22 protein-coding genes and 1 pseudogene are annotated in these 20,453 nt (G+C 57.7%); 9 read left to right on the forward strand and 14 right to left on the reverse strand.

From position 1 onward, the window contains the following. On the forward strand, positions 1 to 200 hold a 200-nt coding region (locus FQ187_RS30140), incomplete at its 5' end, for a hypothetical protein (RefSeq protein WP_218580704.1). Here FQ187_RS30140 and FQ187_RS17145 read toward each other — a convergent pair. The 3 genes from FQ187_RS17145 to FQ187_RS17155 form a co-directional block, all read right to left on the reverse strand. Next, positions 148 to 2,532: an RND family transporter gene (locus tag FQ187_RS17145; RefSeq protein WP_149630385.1), complete on the reverse strand. Its 2,385-nt coding sequence runs from the start codon at positions 2,530 to 2,532 to the stop codon at positions 148 to 150. The two genes, FQ187_RS30140 and FQ187_RS17145, sit on opposite strands and share 53 nt — an antisense overlap. 28 nt (positions 2,533 to 2,560) lie before the next feature. Continuing rightward, entirely contained in the window at positions 2,561 to 3,628 is a 1,068-nt protein-coding gene (locus tag FQ187_RS17150) for a YCF48-related protein (RefSeq protein WP_149630386.1), read from the reverse strand. 338 nt (positions 3,629 to 3,966) lie between these two features. Further along, the gene (locus FQ187_RS17155; RefSeq protein WP_149630387.1) at positions 3,967 to 4,368 is read right to left on the reverse strand and encodes a DUF5329 domain-containing protein; all 402 of its coding nucleotides are present in this window, start codon (positions 4,366 to 4,368) and stop codon (positions 3,967 to 3,969) included. A 544-nt stretch (positions 4,369 to 4,912) separates the two neighbouring features. On the opposite strand from FQ187_RS17155, the gene FQ187_RS17160 reads away from it, so the two are divergent. Beyond that, entirely contained in the window at positions 4,913 to 5,122 is a 210-nt protein-coding gene (locus FQ187_RS17160) for a hypothetical protein (RefSeq protein WP_149630388.1), read from the forward strand. Positions 5,123 to 5,231: 109 nt separating this feature from the next. After that, a complete protein-coding gene (locus tag FQ187_RS17165) occupies positions 5,232 to 5,945 on the forward strand; it encodes a metallophosphoesterase (protein WP_149630389.1) in 714 nt (237 codons plus the stop codon). Positions 5,946 to 6,044: 99 nt separating this feature from the next. Here FQ187_RS17165 and FQ187_RS17170 read toward each other — a convergent pair whose 3' ends face one another. After that, positions 6,045 to 6,242: a YbdD/YjiX family protein gene (locus FQ187_RS17170; protein ID WP_007900300.1), complete on the reverse strand. Its 198-nt coding sequence runs from the start codon at positions 6,240 to 6,242 to the stop codon at positions 6,045 to 6,047. A 14-nt stretch (positions 6,243 to 6,256) separates the two neighbouring features. After that, the gene (locus FQ187_RS17175) at positions 6,257 to 8,314 is read right to left on the reverse strand and encodes a carbon starvation CstA family protein (RefSeq protein WP_149630390.1); all 2,058 of its coding nucleotides are present in this window, start codon (positions 8,312 to 8,314) and stop codon (positions 6,257 to 6,259) included. 383 nt (positions 8,315 to 8,697) lie between these two features. On the opposite strand from FQ187_RS17175, the gene FQ187_RS17180 reads away from it, so the two are divergent. Together FQ187_RS17180 and FQ187_RS17185 are read left to right on the forward strand one after the other, a co-directional pair. After that, on the forward strand, positions 8,698 to 10,065 hold the full coding sequence (locus FQ187_RS17180) for a cache domain-containing protein (protein WP_149630391.1): 1,368 nt from the start codon (positions 8,698 to 8,700) through the stop codon (positions 10,063 to 10,065). A gap of 33 nt (positions 10,066 to 10,098) precedes the next feature. Then, entirely contained in the window at positions 10,099 to 10,731 is a 633-nt protein-coding gene (locus FQ187_RS17185) for a response regulator transcription factor (protein WP_033057767.1), read from the forward strand. Between the two features lie 270 nt (positions 10,732 to 11,001). Here FQ187_RS17185 and FQ187_RS17190 read toward each other — a convergent pair whose 3' ends face one another. The 4 genes from FQ187_RS17190 to FQ187_RS17210 form a co-directional block, all read right to left on the reverse strand. Then, a complete protein-coding gene (locus FQ187_RS17190) occupies positions 11,002 to 12,348 on the reverse strand; it encodes a glutamine synthetase family protein (protein ID WP_149630392.1) in 1,347 nt (448 codons plus the stop codon). Positions 12,349 to 12,372: 24 nt separating this feature from the next. Beyond that, the gene (locus tag FQ187_RS17195; protein ID WP_129443513.1) at positions 12,373 to 12,927 is read right to left on the reverse strand and encodes a helix-turn-helix domain-containing protein; all 555 of its coding nucleotides are present in this window, start codon (positions 12,925 to 12,927) and stop codon (positions 12,373 to 12,375) included. A 25-nt stretch (positions 12,928 to 12,952) separates the two neighbouring features. Further along, positions 12,953 to 14,242 (reverse strand): FAD-binding oxidoreductase, encoded by a 1,290-nt coding sequence (locus FQ187_RS17200; RefSeq protein ID WP_149630393.1) that lies wholly within the window; start codon positions 14,240 to 14,242, stop codon positions 12,953 to 12,955. A gap of 158 nt (positions 14,243 to 14,400) precedes the next feature. Next, the gene (locus FQ187_RS17210) at positions 14,401 to 15,603 is read right to left on the reverse strand and encodes an NAD(P)/FAD-dependent oxidoreductase (protein WP_149630395.1); all 1,203 of its coding nucleotides are present in this window, start codon (positions 15,601 to 15,603) and stop codon (positions 14,401 to 14,403) included. A 283-nt stretch (positions 15,604 to 15,886) separates the two neighbouring features. Here FQ187_RS17210 and FQ187_RS17215 point away from each other — a divergent pair, with 283 nt between their 5' ends. Continuing rightward, positions 15,887 to 16,456 (forward strand): Rrf2 family transcriptional regulator, encoded by a 570-nt coding sequence (locus FQ187_RS17215; RefSeq protein WP_149630396.1) that lies wholly within the window; start codon positions 15,887 to 15,889, stop codon positions 16,454 to 16,456. 3 nt (positions 16,457 to 16,459) lie between these two features. On the opposite strand, the gene FQ187_RS17220 is transcribed toward FQ187_RS17215, so the two are convergent. Together FQ187_RS17220 and FQ187_RS17225 are read right to left on the reverse strand one after the other, a co-directional pair. Continuing rightward, on the reverse strand, positions 16,460 to 16,795 hold the full coding sequence (locus FQ187_RS17220) for a hypothetical protein (RefSeq protein ID WP_149630397.1): 336 nt from the start codon (positions 16,793 to 16,795) through the stop codon (positions 16,460 to 16,462). A gap of 70 nt (positions 16,796 to 16,865) precedes the next feature. Further along, the gene (locus FQ187_RS17225; protein ID WP_129443501.1) at positions 16,866 to 17,084 is read right to left on the reverse strand and encodes a hypothetical protein; all 219 of its coding nucleotides are present in this window, start codon (positions 17,082 to 17,084) and stop codon (positions 16,866 to 16,868) included. Positions 17,085 to 17,254: 170 nt separating this feature from the next. Here FQ187_RS17225 and FQ187_RS17230 point away from each other — a divergent pair, with 170 nt between their 5' ends. Both FQ187_RS17230 and osmE read left to right on the forward strand, forming a co-directional pair. Continuing rightward, entirely contained in the window at positions 17,255 to 17,494 is a 240-nt protein-coding gene (locus FQ187_RS17230; RefSeq protein WP_149630398.1) for a hypothetical protein, read from the forward strand. Between the two features lie 13 nt (positions 17,495 to 17,507). Then, positions 17,508 to 17,858 carry an osmotically-inducible lipoprotein OsmE gene (gene osmE / locus FQ187_RS17235; RefSeq protein ID WP_149630399.1) on the forward strand — a complete coding sequence of 117 codons (351 nt, stop codon included), beginning with the start codon at positions 17,508 to 17,510 and terminating at the stop codon, positions 17,856 to 17,858. Positions 17,859 to 17,915: 57 nt separating this feature from the next. Here the strand turns inward: osmE and FQ187_RS30420 are convergent. Next, a pseudogene (locus FQ187_RS30420) lies at positions 17,916 to 18,057 on the reverse strand (DUF2188 domain-containing protein). A gap of 211 nt (positions 18,058 to 18,268) precedes the next feature. Here FQ187_RS30420 and FQ187_RS17245 point away from each other — a divergent pair. Then, entirely contained in the window at positions 18,269 to 18,631 is a 363-nt protein-coding gene (locus FQ187_RS17245) for an NUDIX hydrolase (RefSeq protein ID WP_149630400.1), read from the forward strand. A 5-nt stretch (positions 18,632 to 18,636) separates the two neighbouring features. On the opposite strand, the gene FQ187_RS17250 is transcribed toward FQ187_RS17245, so the two are convergent. Then, on the reverse strand, positions 18,637 to 19,410 hold the full coding sequence (locus FQ187_RS17250) for a 1,6-dihydroxycyclohexa-2,4-diene-1-carboxylate dehydrogenase (RefSeq protein ID WP_149630401.1): 774 nt from the start codon (positions 19,408 to 19,410) through the stop codon (positions 18,637 to 18,639). 24 nt (positions 19,411 to 19,434) lie between these two features. Further along, on the reverse strand, positions 19,435 to 20,448 hold the full coding sequence (benC, locus tag FQ187_RS17255) for a benzoate 1,2-dioxygenase electron transfer component BenC (protein WP_149630402.1): 1,014 nt from the start codon (positions 20,446 to 20,448) through the stop codon (positions 19,435 to 19,437). Positions 20,449 to 20,453 lie beyond the last annotated feature (5 nt).

The following is a 20,453-nucleotide window of genomic DNA, read 5'->3' on the forward strand; positions in this document are numbered from 1 at the left end:
GCCAAAGCAACGGCAACGGCAACGGCAACGGCAACGGCAAAATCAACAGCTTCGCGAGCAAGCCCGCTCCCACATTGGGTTCAGCGTCAATTTTGAGATGTAAAAAAGCCGCAACCTTGGTTGCGGCTTTTCTATTTCAGCCAGGCATCAGTGAGCAAACAACGAATTGCCCTTCTGCCCCGCCAGTTTCTCAGGTTTGATCAGGAACCGTGCCAGCGCTGGCAGTAGCCACAGTGCGCCGAACATGTTCCAGAGCAGCATGAAGGTCAGCATCAGGCCCATGTCGGCCTGGAACTTGATGGCCGAGAAGATCCAGGTGCACACGCCGATCGCCAGGCACAGACCGGTGAACAGCACGGCTTTACCGGTGGACTTCAGCGTTTGGTAGTACGCCTCTTGCAACGGCAGACCGGCACGGAGGAAGCTTTCCAGACGGCTGTAGATGTAGATGCCGTAATCCACGCCAATCCCCACCCCGAGTGCCACAACCGGCAGGGTTGCGACTTTCACGCCGATGCCCATGAAGGCCATGAGGGCGTTACCGAGTACCGAGGTCAGGACCAGCGGCAGCACGATGCACAACGTCGCTGCCCAGGAGCGGAAGGTGATCATGCACATGGTCGCCACGCAGATGTACACCAGGATCAGGATGGTCAGCTCGGATTCCTTGATCACCTCGTTGGTGGCGGCCTCGATCCCGGCGTTACCGGCGGCAAGGATGAATTCCAGGCCTTCCTTGTTGTTCTCCTTGGCGAAGTCTTGCACCGCATGCACGGCGCGATCCAGAGTGGCGGCCTTGTGATCGTTGAGGAACACCAGCACCGGCGCCAGGGAGCAACTGTTGTTGTACAGACCATCAGCTCGAGCGATCGAGTTGTTCAGCACGTCCGGGTTACGCGACAAGGTTTCCCATTTCAGGTTGCCTTCGTTCATGCCCTTGATCATCTGCTTGGATACGGTCACCAGCGAGATCGCCGACTGCACGCCCTCGGTGTTCTGCATCTTCCACATCAGCTCGTCGATCGGCGCCATGGCTTCGTAGCGCGAGCAGCCTTCGGACTTGGTCTTGACCATCACCACCAACACGTCGGAACTGGTGGAGTAATTGCTGATGATGAAGTTGTTGTCCTTGTTGTAGCGCGAGTCCGGGCGCAGTTCCGGAGCGCCCTGATCCAGGTCACCGATTTTCAGGTTCTGGCTGTACCAGAGGCCACCGCTGAAGGCCAACAAGGCCAAAACAATCGACACCGGCGCCACTTTCGGGCTGGCAAAATTCGACAGCAGACGCCAGAACGGGTGTTCGCGGTGCGCGTCTTTCTTGCTGCGTTCGACGGCACGTTTGCTGATGCCGACGTAGGAAATCGCCACCGGCAGCAGGATCAGGTTGGTGAACACGATCACCGCCACGCCGATGGACGCGCCGATGGCCAGTTCACGAATCACGCCGATGTCGATGATCAGCAGCGTGATGAAACCCACCGCATCCGCGAGGATCGCAATCATCCCTGGCAGGAACAGCTGACGGAACGTGCGCCGCGCCGCAGTCAAGGCGTTGTCTGCCTCACTGGACTGCAAGGCAATACCGTTGATTTTCTGTACGCCGTGGGAAATACCAATGGCGAATATCAGAAACGGGACCAGCATCGAGTAGGGATCGAGCCCGAAACCAAAGAAGTGCATCAAACCGAGCTGCCAGACCACCGCCACCAACGTTGTACTCAACACCGCCACGGTGCTGCGCATGCAGTTGGTAAACCAGTACAGCAGGATCAACGTGATGATGAAGGCGATGCCGAAGAACATCACCACCATGACCAGCCCATCGATCAGGTCGCCGACTTTCTTGGCGAAACCGACGATGTGGATCTGCACGTTAGGGTTCTGGGCTTCGAATTTGTTGCGGATCTTGTCTTCGAGTTCGTGAGAGAACTTGCGATAGTCCAGCGCCAACAACTTGCCTTGGTCCTGCGGGTCCGGGTAGGACTCCAGCAGCGGGATATCGACAATGCTCGATTTGAAGTCGTTGGCCACCAGACGCCCGACCTGACCGGACTTGAGCACGTTGTTGCGCAACAGGTCGAGGCTTTGCTGGGAACCGTTGTAGCTCTGCGGAATCACTTCACCACCGGCGAAGCCCTCTTCCGTCACTTCGGTCCAGCGTACGCTCGGGCTCCACAGCGACTTGAGACCGGAACGGTCCACACCGGAAATGTAGAACACCTCGTCATTGATCTGACGCAGAGTCTCCATGTACTCCTTGGAGAAGATGTCGCCATCAGTGGCTTCCACCGAGATGCGCACCGTGTTGCCCAGGTTCGCCAGATCATTGCGATGCTCCATCATCTTTTGAATGAACGGATGCTCGAGCGGGATCATTTTTTCGAAACTGGTGGACGGCCGGATCAGCGTCGCTTGCCAGAACAGGAAAATACTGACCAGCAGGCAGATAACGATCACTGCCGGGCGGTTGTTGAAAATCAGGCGTTCGAGAAACGTCGCCTTGTCATGATGATGAGTGCTCAAGGATGTCATAGACCCGCCTTCTTATTATTTGCCCGGCTCATTTGGACGACCCATTTTTTCCATTCTCTGCGCCGGTTGGCGAAGTGACGCGAATGCCACCCTGTCCTGCCAGAATCAGATTGCCGTTGCCTGCTGCGGTGACTGCCGAAACGGAAATGCGATCCGTACGGTTGAACACGCTGAAGGTTTCGCCGTTGTCGTTGCTGCGGATCACCGAGCCACCGTTGCCGACGATCACGATGGAACCGTCGTCGAGCAGCGTCGCGCCGGACAGACCGAACTCCAGCGCACCGCGAGCGGCGTTTAGCTCAACCGGCTCCCAGGTCGTACCGAAATCGGTGGAGCGAAACAGATTGCCCCGCAGCCCGTAGGCCAGCAGCGTATTAGCTTGAGCGGTGCCGATCACGCCAAACAGTGAGCCCTCATAGGGACCTTCAAGCTTCTCCCAGGTCTGGCCCCAGTCGGCGGAGCGGAACATGCTGCCCTGCTCGCCGACGATGAACAGACCGGAATCCTTGACCGCGGCGATGGCATTGAGGTGGTACTGGTCTTCGTTGTCCAGACGATCGCTGGCGTCTTCCCAGCTTTTGCCGCCGTCGGTGGTTGCCAGCAGCGCACCGTAAGCACCCACGGCAAAGCCGCTGTTGACGTCCTGGAACCAGACGTCGAGCAGCGGCGATTCGCGTTTCAGGTCTTCGAATTGCTTGGTCCAGGTGACGCCGCCGTCCTCGCTCGCGAGGATCTGCGCGTCATGGCCGACGGCCCAACCGTGTTTGTCGTCGACGAAAAACACCGACGTCAGCAGTTGCCGCGTCGGTACCTTGGCTTGGGTCCAGGTCGCGCCCTGGTCATCGGAATACAAAATGTGCCCGCGATCCCCGACCGCCACCAGGCGCTTGCCGGCGTGCACGACGTCGAGCATCAGGCTCTTGCTGGCTTTGGCAGATTCAACGGAATAAACAATGTCGGATGCTGGCGCAGCAGCGGCCAGCGCAGGTGCCGACAGCGCGGCACAGCCCAACAGCGAGAGCGCTGTAGCCAGCAACGCGAATTTGCGTAGTGCCGGCGGGCGGCAGATACCCACACCCATGACAGGCTCACTCATAGACCTTCCCCCATTATTATTGTTAGGTCGTTCAACCTTTCAGGGCGCCGTAAGGGCTGCTGTCTGGGATTGCCATTTCTGTAGCATTGTCCTGAAATACGCAATCTAGAGCCCCTTCGGAAGCTGGCTTATCCTATCGGGGTTTGGAAAGGTCTGACAATCGACGCCACGTTATGTTTTGTTAACCTGGGCGATATGCGCATTTGCTGAATGATTGGGTATCAGGTGCGGTGATTGGTTGGTGTGTATATCCGTTGCTGCGGTAACGGATATGTACCCAACTTTAAGTGAACAGGATTACGGCAGGTAGCCCGGGCTTTCTCGTTTCGGGGGTAGGCTCAATGGTGCTGGCGTTGTCTCTGTAGCTCTGTCTTCAGCCAGGTGCTCGTCGGCTGGACGCCTGTTGAGCAACGCACTTCATAGGCTTTGCCACTCATGCTGCTTTTAGTGGCAGCGAGGTCGATGAAGTCTTCTGCGCTGCTCACCAGGTTCTTGCCTTCTAGATAATTCAGCTTCTTTTCCAGATGTGACCGAGCCTGGGGTCCAGGGTATTCACTGCCGTTGCGCACGAACTTGCATTCACTGCGCTCCACATAATCCAGCAAGCCCTTTATCTCTTGATTCACCTGTGGCGAGGTTTGAGCCTGTGCACCGCCCGCCACTGAAAAAAGGCCGATAGAAGCGGTAATCAACCATTGGCGGAAAATGGGTCGAGTCACCGCTACTTTCAAAATCCACATGATACTTCTTTGTCCTAAAAGGGGTGACTGTCGCGCGGCGTCGCCCGAGCAACCAGCAGAACGCTGTGCGATGTTGTTCGCTCGAAAGGATCAAACTGCGGAAGTGAAAGGGGATCAATGAGCCCAATGCCTCTGTGCGCGAGCAGTTGGCCAAAGTCGCAGTTACTTATCCCTGTATCGGCATCAGACTCATTGATCGTTGCCCAGTTCAATGTTGGGCGATTTCCATCTAACCGAATGGAGATGCATTGGCACGTCAAAAGCAGCCATGCACTATTTTTTTAACAAAACTACTTCGGCACGTCTAATCACCTTTTTCTCGGTCTTATAAGCTCGGGAAATAACCCCTTAAAAGCCACCCGCTAGGGCGGCATCACCATTCGTCGCATCAGAAACGCCGCGCGATTTTTTTGACTATTCCTGGCTTAAGGTTTGCAGAAGACGCTCGTAGCAGCCCCAGAACGACGTAATTCTGACGGGGCAGCCCTTTCATTAATGCTTAGGACGCCAGCGATGCGCTTGGTCAGTCACCGGGAGATGTAACGTGTCAACTCTCAATGAAATCGCAGTGAACCACGCGAGAATGGCCAAGGCTCTTGTCGAAGTGTCGACCGGGCTGAGTGAGCGCCATACCCAAATAGTGGATAGTTTCAAAGTCGAAGTTCCATCCATGGATGCGCAACACATGCCTCTGCACCTTATCGCCGGAGTGCAGGACAACCATTTCGGGCAAGCAACGGCCTACTTGCTCTGACGGTGTTTGATTCGGGCAGCCTGTCGGGCAGGCGGTAAAGGTCGAGTACCACTTCTTGGCCTAAACTCAACTGACTAGCCCGTTGGGGAGCTGCCGGAGTGGCAATCCCATGCTCGAAACTTTAGAGATGTCGCGCGTGAAGCACTTCGCCGCAAATGTTGCCGGCCGAGATTTCGCGGTCGGTGATATTCATGGCCATTTCACTGCGGTGCAGGCCGCGCTGGATGCAGTCGGGTTCAACCGCTTGGTAGATCGGCTGTTCAGTGTTGGCGATCTGATTGACCGCGGGCCCGAGTGCCGTGACGCGCTCGATTGGCTGAACAAACCATGGTTCCACCCGGTGCGAGGCAACCATGACGACTACGTGGTGTATTTCGATACCTGCGACATCGACAGTTGGATACTCAACGGGGGCTCATGGTTCACGGGCCTGTCGCTGTTCGAGAAGCAAGCATTCGCGGCGCAGTTCGCCAAGCTTCCTATCGCGATCGAAGTTGAAACAGCATACGGCCTGATCGGCATCTTGCACGCCGATTGTCCATTTCCATCATGGCAGCAACTGCGAAAGGAACTGGAGTCGCCGGAAAGCAACAGGCATCTGCAGGAGGTGCAGCACTACTGCATGTGGTCACGAAGGCGGATCGATCAGCAGGAGACGCATGGCGTTGAAGGCCTGCGCGCACTGGTGGTAGGGCATACGCCGCTTTATATGCCCGTCAGTCTGGGCAATGTGATTCACATCGATACGGGTGGCTGGCGGCCGGAGCGTGGTTATTTCACCCTGCTGGATCTCGAAACGCTCGAAACCATCCCGGCAAGCTGACACAACACGGATCGGCCAATGCCATTCACTCAAAAAAAACCCGGCCTCATCAGCCGGGTTCTTTATTAGCTATTCAGGTGGCATCACTGCCACCGACCATCAACAGCACTTCGGCCCGGCCTTGCTTCCGTAACGAGCTTCCTGGCGTTCCCGAAAGAACACCTCATAACTCATCACCGGTTTGTCCGGGTGCTTGGTTTGCATGTGCTCGACGTAGGTGTCGTAGTCGGGCATGCCGACCATCAGGCGCGCGGCCTGACCGAGGTATTTACCGAGGCGACTCAGGTCATTGAACATGCTGCAATCCTCGATCAAGCGTCCGGCAGTGCCTGGAATGGCGCTTCTTTATCCGTACGTTCTTTAGTGCCCCAGGCGGCGATACCGACCTTGAGTGCAAAGAACAGGATGCTGAAGACCACCAGCAAGAACAGCGCGGTCAGCGTTGCGTTGGTGTAGGCGTTGTAGATCACGTGCTGCATCTGGTCGATGCTCTTGGCCGGCGCGAGGATCTGACCGTTGGCCAGAGCATCGCTGTACTTCTTGGCCAAGGCCAGGAAACCGATCGCCGGGTTGGCATCGAACAGCTTGATGAAGCCTGCGGTGGTGGTACAGATCAGCAGCCACACAGCGGGCAGCATGGTGACCCAGACGTAGCGCTGGCGTTTCATTTTGATCAGCACTACGGTCGCCAACATCAGTGCGATACCAGCGAGCATCTGGTTGGAGATACCGAACAACGGCCACAAGGTGTTGATGCCGCCCAGTGGATCGATCACGCCCTGGTACAGCAGATAACCCCACATCGCCACACAACCGGCGGTCGCAATCAGGTTGGCGGTCCAGGACTCGGTGCGCTTCAGGGATGGCACGAAGGAGCCGAGCAAATCCTGCAACATGAAACGTCCGGCACGGGTACCGGCGTCGACGGCGGTCAGGATAAACAGCGCCTCGAACAGGATCGCGAAGTGGTACCAGAACGCCATGGTGTTTTCACCTGGCAGAACGTGGTGCAGGATCTGCGCAATACCGACTGCCAGGGTCGGCGCACCGCCGGCACGGGCCAGGATGGTGGTTTCACCGATGTCCTTGGCCACCGCTTGCAGCGCTTCCGGGGTAATTGCAAAGCCCCAGCTGCTGACGGTCTGAGCCACCGAAACAGCATCCGCGCCGACTAGCGCCGCAGGGCTGTTCATGGCGAAGTAGACGCCTGGCTCAATCACCGACGCGGCAACCATGGCCATGATGGCTACGAAGGATTCCATCAGCATGCCGCCGTAACCGATGTAACGGGCATGGCCTTCGTTAGCCAACAGTTTCGGTGTGGTCCCGGAAGCGATCAGCGCATGGAAGCCGGACACTGCACCGCAGGCGATGGTGATGAAAAGGAACGGGAACAGCCCGCCCTTCCACACCGGCCCGGTGCCATCGATGAACTGGGTCAGCGCCGGCATTTTCAGGTCGGGCATGGTGATCAGAATGCCGATCGCCAAGGCCACGATGGTGCCGATTTTCAGGAAGGTCGACAGGTAGTCACGCGGCGCCAGAATCAGCCACACCGGCAATACCGCGGCGACGAAACCGTAGCCGATCAGCATCCAGGTGATCTGAATCCCGGTGAAACTGAACGCCTTGGCCCAGACTGGATCAGCGGCAATCTGCCCGCCGAGCCAGATCGAACCCAGCAGCAACAGCACGCCGACAACCGAGATTTCGCCGATGCGGCCCGGACGGATGTAGCGCATGTAAATGCCCATGAACATCGCGATCGGGATGGTCGCCATCACCGTGAAAATACCCCACGGGCTTTCGGCCAGGGCTTTTACAACGATCAGCGCCAGCACCGCGAGGATGATGATCATGATCAGGAAGCAGCCAAACAGCGCGATGGTGCCGGGGATGCGGCCCATTTCTTCACGGACCATGTCGCCCAGGGAACGACCGTTGCGGCGGGTGGACATGAACAGGACCATGAAGTCCTGAACGGCACCCGCCAGCACCACGCCGGCAATCAGCCACAGCGTACCGGGCAGGTAACCCATCTGCGCCGCCAGGACCGGACCGACCAGCGGCCCCGCGCCAGCGATGGCGGCGAAGTGGTGACCGAAGAGTACGTGTTTGTTGGTCGGCACGTAGTCCAGACCGTCATTGTTAACGACAGCCGGCGTGGCACGATTGGGGTCGAGTTGCATCACTTTGGTAGCGATGAACAGGCTGTAGTAGCGGTATGCGACGAGATAGATAGCGACTGCTGCGACTACGATCCAGAGGGCATTGATCGCTTCGCCGCGGCGCAGGGCCACGACACTTAGCGCAAACGCTCCCAGGACAGCCACGGCAAACCAGGCGAGGTGTTTAGCCAGACGGGGCATAGCGTGTCTCCTGCCGACAGCCAGTGGACTGCGGCGGTAATTTTTATAATTGTGTCCGCTGTGCGGAGCTGGCCCAATATCCCCGCATGCCGTCTACAAATAAATCCGCGTTACTACGTACGCGGCGTCTACGTAGTTCTACGTAGACGCCGCTGATCTTCTTGTAGGAGCGACGGTGCGGCGATCCGACCTGCTCGCGAATGCAATCTGTCATTCAACATCGATGTCGTCTGATGTACCGCCTTCGCGAGCAGGCTCGCTCCCACAGGATTTGCATTTCAACTGAGCCACAGGTCATTCCGTCCAGCACCGCTACTGGACGCGCGTATCTTTGGCATATGATGCCGGGCCTTCGCCTTCCCTCGGTCCGGTCAGGAGCAGAGATGCAGCTCAAACACAAAATCGTCGCGCTCGGGATTCTGCCGCTGGTGTTGGCCATCGCCGTCATCTGCGCGCTGGTGATTTCCATGAACCGGCAACTGGGTGAACAACAGGCGCAACTGATCGAAGACAGCATTCTGGCCAGCAAGCGCGCAGAACTTAAGAACTACGTCGAAATGGCGCAAAGCCTGATCGAACCGCTGTACGACGACGGCCACGGTGACGAACACGCACAGCAACAAGTGCTGGAAGAACTGCGCAAGCTCAGCTTTGGCATCAATGGCTACTTCTTCGTCTACGACCACGAAGGACGCAGCCTGATGCACGCGCGCCAGTCGGATCTGGTGGGCAAATACCTGTGGGACATGAAGGACCCTCACGGTTTGCCTGTGATCCAGGCGTTGCTCAAAACTGCGCAATCGGGCGAAGGCTTTCAGCGCTATGCCTGGAACAAACCCTCTTCCGGCCAGGTGACCGACAAACTCGCCTATGTGGTGATGCTGGATCGTTGGGGCTGGATGCTCGGCACCGGCATCTACCTTGAAGACGTTGAGCGCGCGACCCAGCAGGCGCGTGACGAAGTGGCCCAGGGCATTCGTAAAACCATGCTGGCGATTGCCGCGGTGGCCCTCGTGGCGGTGCTGTTTGTCTTCGCCAGCGGCATGACGCTGAACGTCAGCGAGCATCGTCTGGCCGACAAAAAACTTCAGCGCCTGACTCAGCGTATCGTCAGCTTGCAAGAGGAAGAACGATCTCGGGTTTCCCGTGAACTGCACGACGGCATCAGCCAGCTACTGGTCTCCATCAAGTTTCAGTTCGAACTGGCCAGCCATCTGCTCGAGAAAGGGCAAGCACACGACAAGGGTTTGAGTACGCTGAGAGACGCCACGGAACGCCTGGGGGAAGCGATTGGCGAGGTTCGCAGCCTCTCCCACGACCTGCGTTCCTCGCTGCTCGACACCCTGGGCCTGCCGGCGGCAATCGGTCAACTCGCCGCAGAATTCGAGCAACGCAGCGGCCTGGTGGTGACTTTTAACGACAACGAATTCGACTGTCACTTGGTTGATGGGGCAGCGGTCTCGCTGTTTCGCATCGTGCAAGAAGGCCTGACTAATATTGAACGACACGCCCAGGCTAAAAACGTCTCCATTACCCTGCACGGGTCCGAAGACTCCGTACGGTTGACGGTGGTCGATGACGGTATCGGTTTCAACGTCGCCCAGGTCGAACGTCGTCATGCGGGCATTGGCCTTCGTAATATCCGTGAGCGTGTCGAGCATTTTGGTGGACGATTCGACCTGATCTCGATGCCGGGAAGAAGTGAGCTGGACGTTTGGTTGCCAATGAGAATGCCCGGTACAACACGCTGACTCGCCCCCTGACAACAAGAGTGAATACCCGCGATGAACCTGCCCTACCCGATCCGCGTCGCCCTGGTCGACGATCACGCCCTGGTCCGCGACGGGATCAAAGCACTGCTGGCGGTCATGGCCCCCCTGGAAGTGGTGGGCGAAGCCGAGAGTGGCGCGGATGCCATTGAAATGGTCGGACGCTGCCAGCCGGACCTGTTGCTGGTCGACATCAGCCTGCGGGACATGAACGGGCTCGAGCTGACCCGGGTGTTGCGCAGCCAGTACCCGTCGCTCAAGGTGCTGGTGCTCAGCATGTACGACAATAATGAATACGTGAGTGAGTCCGTTCGCGCGGGGGCCAGCGGCTATGTACTGAAGAACTCACCGTCGCGGGAAATCATCGCGGCGATCGAAGCCATCGCCAGTGGCGGCACGTTCTACAGTGCCGAGATCGCCCAGCGGCTCATCGCCGATAAAAATACCGACAACGAGCTGACACCGCGTGAGAGCCAGGTGTTGTACAAGATGGCTCAAGGGCTGAACAACAAGGAGATGGCCCGCGAACTGGACATCAGCGTGCGCACGGTAGAAACCCATCGCCTGAGCATCCGGCGCAAACTCAACATCGACAAACCGGCGGCCCTGGTCAAATACGCGATCGATCACGGGATCATCTCGCGGTAGCGGACATGCATCATTTACTGCTGTGATTGTGGTCTTGATGCACCGGGTCAGATTGTGCGCACCGGTCCGAATTTCAGGCAAAAAAAATCCCAGGCAGCTGATGGACGCCTGGGACTCAAAATGCATAAACCGTGGTGGTGAACGCGGGGAGAATATTACTTAATATTTCTGCCCGTAACAAGATATTTTGATTCACTATCCAGTTACTAAAGCTTCTAACTCATTAAATATCCACACGTTTTTTATGGACGAGTCCCGACAAGGACTGATTTAGAGGTACCAGCGATACTCCCGCGCACTGATGTCTTGCAGGAACGCCAAATGGTCCTGGCGCTTGTTTTCGCAGTAGACATCTACAAACTCTGCCCCCAAACCCTCGCGCAGCTGCATGTTGTTTTGCATCGAACGCACGGCCTCCAGCATCTCCAGCGGGAAGTCGATTCCACTACCACGATCTTCGTTGAGGGATGCAATCGGTTCACGTCCTACTTCCAGCCCTTGCTCCAGCCCTACCAGAATCGCCGCCAACACGAGATAAGGATTGGCATCCGCGCCCGCCAGGCGATGTTCGATGCGCAGATTCTTAGCGTCCGACTCAGGCACCCGCAGGCAGGCGTCACGATCTTCAAAGCCCCAACTCGCGCGCGTCGCGACATTCACCGTGCCGCTCAAGCGACGCATGGCGTTGTGATTCGGTGCAAAGATCGGCATGCAATGCGGCAACACTTCAAGGCAACCGGCCACCGCATGGCGCAGCGCCTGCTGATCGTTAGCCGCCAACAGGTTGGTTCCCGCCTCGTCGTAAAGGCTCACATGCACATGCATGCCGCTGCCGGGGTGCTGCAGGTAGGGTTTTGCCATGAAGCTGGCGCGGTGGTTGTGCTTAAGGGCCACGCCCCGAGTGCTGCGGCAGAACAGGGCCGCCCAGTCGGCCGCACGCAGGCCGTCGTCAAGGTGACCGAAATTGATCTCGAACTGGCCCGGGCCCAGCTCCGCAGTGATTACCGTGGCATCGATGCCTTGCGCCCGCGCGGTCTCGACCATGTCATCGAGTACCGGTGAAAATCTCGACAGCCGTTCGATGTGCATGTTCGGCTGATCATCGGCATCGTCCGTCAGCTGATCGCGAGGGAACTGAGGCAAGCCGTCACGTAGCTGACGATCGAACAGATAGAACTCCAGTTCGAACGCGACCACGGGGAAAATTCCTTTTCGGCCGAGGCGCTCGAGCACCTGCGCCAACACTTCACGCGGCTCGAAAACGATAGGCTTTTCAGTACCGCTTGAGGTAATCAGCATTTGCCCCAGCAGTTGTTTTTCCCAGCTCACGGGCTTGAGCGTACCGAGCACCAGGCGGCGTGGAGCATCCGGGTCGCCGTCGTTGAAACAGTAGTCGCCGATTTTGAACAGACCGCCCTGCGTACCCAGCAACACACAGTTTTGCGGCAGCTTGAGCGCGCTGCCTGCGGCGACCTTCTCGAGCATTTCTATCGGGTAGCGCTTACCGTAAAAATGCCCGGGGATATCCAGGGAAATCAGGTCAACGTAACGCACCTGCGGGAAGCGCTGACGAAACGCGCGAACCTCAGCAACCAGATCAGAGCAGACAGCATCCATCGTTAGTGTTCCTTGTTGTTTTTATCAGGTGTAAACCCAAAGCACCCGGGCGAGCTGATCCGAGAGGTTGCCGTAGCGACAATGCGTATGACTGGCCAGCTGAAAACTGTCGCCGGTGCGCAATGTCACCGGCTTATCGTCATCCAGCCACAACGTCAGTTCCCCCTCGAGGACATAGCCACCCTGCTCCGAGCTGTCGTTCATGTGCCGATCACCACTGCTGGCGCCGGGCTCCAGTTGGCTTTCAAGCATTGAAAAGGACGCCCTCATTTTCGGAGAGACGAGGATGTCGGTAATCCCGTCGGCGTAATACAGCGTGCGTCGCTCATCCGGGCGGGTCACCCAAGGCAATGCCATGGGCTTGGGCAAGCTGTAGAAATAGGTGGTCGGCACGCCGAGGGTTTCGCTGATGGCGGTCAAGTCCGCCACCGTGGGACGTGACAACCCCCGCTCGACTTGCGAGAGAAACCCGACCGAACGACCGATTTTGTCCGCCAGGTCTTTCAGCGTGTATTTTTTGTGTTTGCGCAGGTCCTGGATCAGGATCGCCAGCGCCGAGATTTCTTCTTGCATGTCCATCTAAAGGCTTCCAGAAATTGATGCTTCAAATACTGTCGCGCAGCCGATACCAGGCTTTGCCGATGGCTTCCAGCGGTGCTGCCAAATACTGTCCACCGGGAAAACTGCCGTTGATCAAACCCTGATACAACGCCAGCTCATCCGGCTGGCCAAGTATCGCGTCGGACACGGCACGCGCCCCGGCCAAAGTCGGCAGCACGCCATGACCTGAGTAACCCTGTACCCAGTAGAGATCGCCACGTCGACCGACGTCAGGCGTGCGCTTGAGGGTCAGATCGATGTGTCCTCCCCAGGCAAAGTCCAGTTCGACGCCCTTGAGCTGGGGAAATACGCGCTCCAGATAGGGCCGTGTGGCGGCGGCGATGTCCTTCGGCATGCCGCCCAGGTAAGTGCAACCACCACCGAACAGCAGGCGGTTGTCCGGCGTACGGCGGAAATAATCGAGAACAAACTGGTTGTCGGTGACGCACACATTGCTCGGTAGCAACGCGGTCGCCTGTTGCTCTGAAAGTGGCACGGTGGCCACCTGATAAGTGCCAACCGGTAACACGCAACTCGACAGCTTCGGATCAAGCCGATCAAGGTAGGCGTTGCACGCCAGCACCAGCACGTCGGCGCGAATGCTACCGCGCTCAGTGGTGACCACGTAACGATCGCCTTCTTCGTGATAACTCAACGCCTTACTCTGTTCATGAATACGTCCACCGGCCTGTTCAATTGCAGCGGCCAGGCCGAGCGCCAGTTTCAGCGGATTCAAATGCCCGCCTTCAGGATCAAATAGGCCCGCCTGGTAGCGCTCACTGGCGGCCCAATCAGGCAACGCCTCGCGCGCGATGAACTGCAAATCATCGTGGCCCCACTTGTGGCTGGCCTCGTGTTGCCATTCTGTCAGCAGACTCACCCGACGCGGCATCACCGACGTCCAGAGGTGGCCGGGCCGATAGTCACAATCAAAACCATGGCGCGCGGGCAAATCTCGCAACTCCCGTGCAGCCCAGCGCATGCTGTCCCATAACCGGCGCGCGCGCTCATAACCCAGCGCTGCCTCCAACGGCGGCATGTCACACGACCAACCTAGAATGGCCTGACCGCCATTGCGGCCCGAGGCGGCCCAGGCCACCCGACTGGCTTCGAGCAACGTCACGCGCTTACCGGCCAGGGCCAGACGCAACGCCGTATGCAACCCACTGAAACCAGCCCCGATGATCAACACCTCGGTATCCTGCTCGCCCTCAAGAACAGCTCGATCCACCAAGTGATCCGCGCAGGTGTAGGCGTAATAGCTGGCGACGTGCTGGGTAGATTGCTGAAACATGCAGGCCTCGTGAATTTTTATACTTATATTTTCATGAAAAAGTACACGTTAAATTTCACGTCCGCAACCGTTCAAGACGCAAAAAAATCCCGCCCAAGAGAACCCGGGCGGGATTTTTTCTAAGCTGGCAGCGTTATCGAGATAACGCTAACGACTTTTTAGGCAATCGGAATCAACGGATCCGCCGCTGCCCATGCAGTTTCGCGATTGGCCACCGGAGGGTAGATCCACTGGGTGTTGATTTGCGTCTTGAGCGACTTGGCTTCCTGTTTGACCAGCTTGACCTGGCGATCCCAACCTTCAGTGTAAACCGCACCCCAAGCTCCCAAATCCAGACAGGTCACGTATTTAGGCTGGCTATACGGAGTCGGATCCACACCCAGAATCTGCGCAGCAACGTTATTGCCGGCATGACGACCCAATACGATAGCGTGCTGGCAGGTCATCAGTGCGAAGTTGCCGATGTCATCGGTGGCGGCGTAAGCCACGTCGCCGGTGGCGAAGATGTCTTCCTGGCCAATGACTTTCAAGTGCGCGTCGACGTGCAGACGGCCCAGGTGATCGCGTTCGGCCGGAATCTGCTCGGTCAGCGAGCTGGCGCGTACACCGGTGGTCCAGACCACGGTTTGGGCATCGATGCGCTGACCATCGGCCAGCGTCACACCGTTTTCATCGACGGCGACGACCGACGATTTCAAGCGCCATTTCACGCCCGTTTCAATACTGGCTTCAGCGATCGACTTGGCGATCTCGGCGCCCATGGACCCGCCAACTTTCTCGCCACGATCAACGATGATCACTTCGATGTCGGCGCGATCACCCAGGATGGCACGCAGCCGCGCAGGCATTTCAGTCGCGGTTTCAATCCCGGTGAAGCCACCGCCGGCCACCACTACGGTGTTGCGAGCTTGGCTTTCTGGCAGGTTCACCAGGGACTTGAGGTGATTTTCCAGGCGTACGGCCTGTTCGATCTGGTCCACGTCGAAGGCGTGTTCTGCCACACCTGGCGTGTTCGGCAATGCCAGGCGGCTGCCGGTCGCCAGAACGAGTTTGTCGTAGCTGCACACTTGCTGGTTGCCGGATGCATCGAGGTAGCCGACACGTTTTTGCTCAACGTCGATGGTTTCGGCAGAGCCCTTGATGAAGTTGACGCCGACCGCATCGAACAGTTCGCCGATCGGTGCGGCCAGTTGGTGAGCATTCGGTTCGTAGAAGCGCGGACGGACTCGCAGCTCGGCCTGAGGGGCCAGAACGGTCACTTCAACGTCGTTGTGACCATGAATGTCGAACAGACGCGTGGCGCTCAAAGCCGTCCACATGCCACCGAAACCTGCGCCGATAACCAGAATGTGCTGTTTCATTTCTAACTCCGAGGAGAAGACCAAGTGATGAATTCGTTAAAGGTCACGCTCTTCGGTAGCGACTGCTTACCACTGCTGACCGGACAACGGCGACTATATTGATCCTAGTTACTTGGCACAAAACGAAATTACTGATGGTTAGTATCGAAAAGTTCGATTTGTCCAGAAAAGGCTTATGAACAGCCAACTCTGCCGCACAACGAGCAGTGAATACGCGACCGGATGCGTTGCTCGGCTCGCTTTCCGCTGTTAACATTTACGACACCTTTAGTCGGAGATTGATATGTCTCTTTACAGCGCAGGCGTTGAGTACGGCATTCATTGCCTGATTTTTTTGGTGGGCAATTGCGGCGACACCCGTGAGGCGAGCGTGCGCGACCTTGCTGAGCTGCAAGGCGTACCACAGGACTATCTGGCAAAAATTTTCACCAAACTGGCCAAGGCAAAACTGGTGGTCGCCACTGAAGGCGTGCGCGGCGGGTTCAAGCTGGCCCGGCCTTCTGACGAAATCAGCATTCTGGATATCGTCAATGCCATCGACGGCCAGAAGCTCATCTTCGATTGCCGAGAGATTCGGGGGCGTTGCGCCTTGTTCGAAGGTTCCGCGCCGGCGTGGGCGCTGGCAGGTCAGTGCTCGGTGCATGCCGCCATGATGACCGCGCAGAAACGCATGGAAGACGCCCTCGCCCAGCAGACCATTCTTGATCTCGCCAGGAAGGTTGGACGAAAAGCGCCGGCGCAATTCAATGCTGAGGTGGACAACTGGATGAACGATCGTCGGGAAAAGAAAATCGGTGCGAGCGCTCAGGCAAGCGACGACCCGATCATCCAGGTGACCGATATCACCGACTAACCCTTACAGACAATCACGCACTGCCTGACGCAACGCCCCGGATTTCGCCCAGGGCGGCCCCTGATAAAGCGATACGTGACTGCCATCCTTGGATTTCACGATATCCACGATCTCGTCGGCCGTGATGATGCTCGGCGCCGTGACCCTGTAGCCGTTGGAAATCGCCGATTGGGTCGTGTTGGGTATCTCCCGCTGCCACGCCGGCAGAACGCACGCGGCATAGTCTTTTGGCATCTTGTTACTGTACTTGCTGAGATTGGGCTCACCTGGCACCAGGGACGCTGGCAACGAACAGCCCGCCAGCAACGCCAACCCTACTCCCCCAATCAAATTGCGCATGACGCGTCCTTATCCCGAAAAAAGGAAATGTAGCGCGTCGCTGCCCGGACATCCATCCGTTACACAGAACTCAGCACGGGGCGTTGTGATCCCCGGGATCCGGATACGACCTCTCGTTCAGATAAGTCATCCATCTTTCATACGCTTCATGCTGCCATTGAGTAACCCGTTCCCATTCCGGGCCGCTCAGCTGATGCGCAGAAATCAGTTTCATCATTTCCGTGGTGGCCGCGTCCAGATCAACCATCAGCTCATGGGCATGAAATCTAAAATCATCGGTAGCCGTCATTTGAAGTTGCCTCGCCCTAGCAAAAATTCACTACCTCACTACGACATCAGAACTGCGGGTTCGCGTTCATTTTCCCGACAAAAGGCTGCACCCACGACCCAGACGAACAAAACACCCTGACCTGTGAAATGGGACTAAAATTTCGTAGCGGGGATTGGCAGGAGGTCATCATGTGGCTTAACGAATCTGAAAACGAACTTCGGCGTAACCTGCAAAGCGTTGCGTCGGATTTGAGATGGTCAGCGGTAGAGCTTTTGCGCATCGCAGAGCAGCTACGCCTGGCCGGCAATGATGTGGATGCGCAAGCAACCCTAAAACTGTGCGAGTTATTTCAGGGAGATGAAGAACGATTGAAGGGTTATGCCGAGGAAGTGAAAGCCAAGATTATCACTCGAACGAAAGCTCAATAGCAGGAGCACTGCCATGCACAAGCCTCTATGCGCGCTGGCCGTTGTACTGGCCGCGTCGGGTGGCTGCAGCACCGAATCGCGTGTCTATCGGGATCAGCCGTTGGTCGCAAAGGTCGAGACCGGCATGAGCAAGGATCAAGTCCAGCACATAGGCGGCCAGCCTTTATCCATAACGGATCGCACCGTTGAGCCTGGCACTTGCTTTGACTACAAGCTGACGCAGGCCGGCCATAAGCAAACTTACAACGTCAGTTTCGATGGCAGAGGCAAGGTCGACCATACAAGCTTCATGACCTGCGCGGAATGGAGCCACGCGCAACAAAAAGCCCGAGAGCCTTCCCGCAGCACCGGCGGCGGTTATTAGCCCGGGACCTCAGCGCCCAGCAAAGAAAAGCCCCGGCGAACCGGGGCTGCAAGTGCGCTATTTATCTGATTTCTGGCTGCGTGCAGGCCGACTTGCTCTGGCCTTGTAGCCGGGAAGAGCGGCTGCAAAGGCCAATGCTTCCTCTCTACTGCCAAAGGCTCCCGTTCATGTGCATTTTGGTCAGCATCGGAACGCTCATAGTCACCTCCATTTCGGCAGTAATGATCCTGGATTCACTTGAATACCTTACACCCGACCTTCCATGAAGCGCCGACCAGACGTCGCGCCAGGATTCCGACATCCGGTTGCACTTTCAACCTCGTCCATCACTCCAACCGTTGAGACAGACACCTCGGCTCGAATATTGCATTTTCATGACTGATTTATGACAAACAGCAATCAGGTAACACATGAAAGTACGCGCGACCGTCATTTGCGAGCAGGACCGGCACATTCTCCTGGTGCGCAAGCCAAGGAGCCGCTGGATGCTGCCCGGTGGAAAGGTTGAGCGTGGTGAAGCCATTGCCGACGCCGCCACGCGAGAACTTCAGGAAGAGACAGGGCTTGGGGTCGACGGGTTGCTGTACTTGATGGAGTTGCAAACGGGCAGCACCCGACACCATGTGTACGAGGCCTCAGTGGCGAACGCGAATGAGGCCCGCCCGCAAAACGAAATTTTCGACTGCATCTGGTATCCGCTGGACGCGGTCCAGAACCTGAACACAAGCGATGCCACGCTCAGAATTATCAGAGCATTTCAGCGTCGCTTGTAAGTGGATCAGCCCTGGTCGCCGCCACCGACCGGCATGATCATGCCGGTGATATAGGACGCTTCGTCGCTGGCCAGAAACAGAATAGCGCTTGCCTGTTCATCCAGCGTGCCGTAGCGCTTCATCAAACTGCTGTCGAGCGTCTGGTCGACAATCTGCTGATACCAGACCTTCTCTTGCGCGCTCTGATCGGCGCTGTTGCGCGGAATGACCCGCGGCGGCGCTTCGGTGCCACCGGGCGCGGTGGCATTGACCCGAATCCCGCGACCGGCGGTTTCGAAGGCCAGGCAAGCGGTCAGCGCGTTGACCCCTCCCTTCGCCGCACCGTACGGCACACGATTGACACTGCGCGTGGCGATGGACGAAACGTTGACGATGGCGCCACTTCCCTGTTCAAGCATGAACGGCAACGCGGCATGACAGCACCACAGCGTCGGGAACAGCGACCGACGTACTTCAGCCTCGATCTGCGACGCTTCGTAATGCTCAAAAGGCTTGGTCCAGATCGTCCCGCCAACATTATTGACCAGCACATCCAGACGCCCGAAACGCTCGATGGCGGTTTGCATGACGCGGCTGCATTCGCTGTATTGCTCAAGATCGGCGGTCAGCGCGAGCACCTGGCTGCCCTGCCCCAATTGCTGCTGAACCTCGAACATCAACTCGGAGCGATCGACCAGAATCAACCGCGCCCCTTCCGCCGCCATGCGCTCGGCAACACGCCGGCCGATGCCTTGGGCAGCGCCCGTGATCAGCGCGACTTTTTCGTGGAATCTGTTCATGTCTCTCTCCCACAACAGCGCGGCTCAGGCCGCGCTGGCGGCAAATTTCTCGTAGTAAAAGTTTGTCGGCGCGATGCCTTTTTCACGGATGAACTGGCTGACGGCCTCGACCATCGGCGGCGGGCCGCACAGGTAGACATCGACGTCGCCTTCGTTCAAATGCTGCGGTTCGATGTGTTGGGTCACGTAGCCCTTGAGCGGGTGCTGACTGTCCGGGTTGGCCACGCAGGCACTGAAGCTGAAGTTCGGGATTCGTGCGGCGAAGGCTTCGAGTCGATCCATCTCCACCAGATCGAAATCGTTGGTCACGCCGTAGATCAAATGCAGTGGATGCTCACTGCCCTGCTCGGCGATTTTTTCCAGCATCGCCGTGAACGGTGCCAGTCCCGTACCACCGGCCAGCAGCAATAACGGACGGCGAATGTCGCGCAGATAGAAGCTGCCCAACGGCCCGGCCAGGTTCATGCTGTCGCCGGCCTTGGCCATGCCGGTGAGGAAGCTGCTCATCAGGCCGCCGGGCACGTTGCGGATCAGGAAACTGACCTCGCCGTCGCGCTGCAACGAGCTGAACGAATAGGCGCGGGTCTGCTCGCTGCCGGGAATCCCGAGGTTCACGTATTGCCCCGGCAGGAACGCCAGTTTGCTCAGGGCTTCGCCTTTGATCGACAGCGCGATGGTGCTGTCGGACAACTGGCGCACGGCACTGATGGTGGCGTCATAACTGGCCTGACGTGTGCGGCACACCTCGGATGAGGTCGGCACGCGCACCACGCAATCGCTCTGGGCGCGCATCTGGCAGGTCAGGACGAAACCTTGCTCAGCCTCTTCCGCGCTGAGGGCGTCTTCGATGTACTCCTCGCCCAAATCATAACGGCCGGCCTCGACGAAGCATTTGCAGGTGCCGCAAGCGCCGTCGCGGCAGTCCAGTGGAATATTGATGCCCTGGCGATACGCGGCATCGGCCACGGTTTCGCCGACGTTGGCGTCGATGAACCGGGTGACGCCGTCTTCAAAATTGAACGCAATGGAATGAGTCATGACAG

Origin of the sequence: Pseudomonas sp. ANT_J28 (assembly GCF_008370005.1) — a bacterium.
GTDB classification, from domain to species: Bacteria; Pseudomonadota; Gammaproteobacteria; order Pseudomonadales; family Pseudomonadaceae; genus Aquipseudomonas; species Aquipseudomonas frigoris.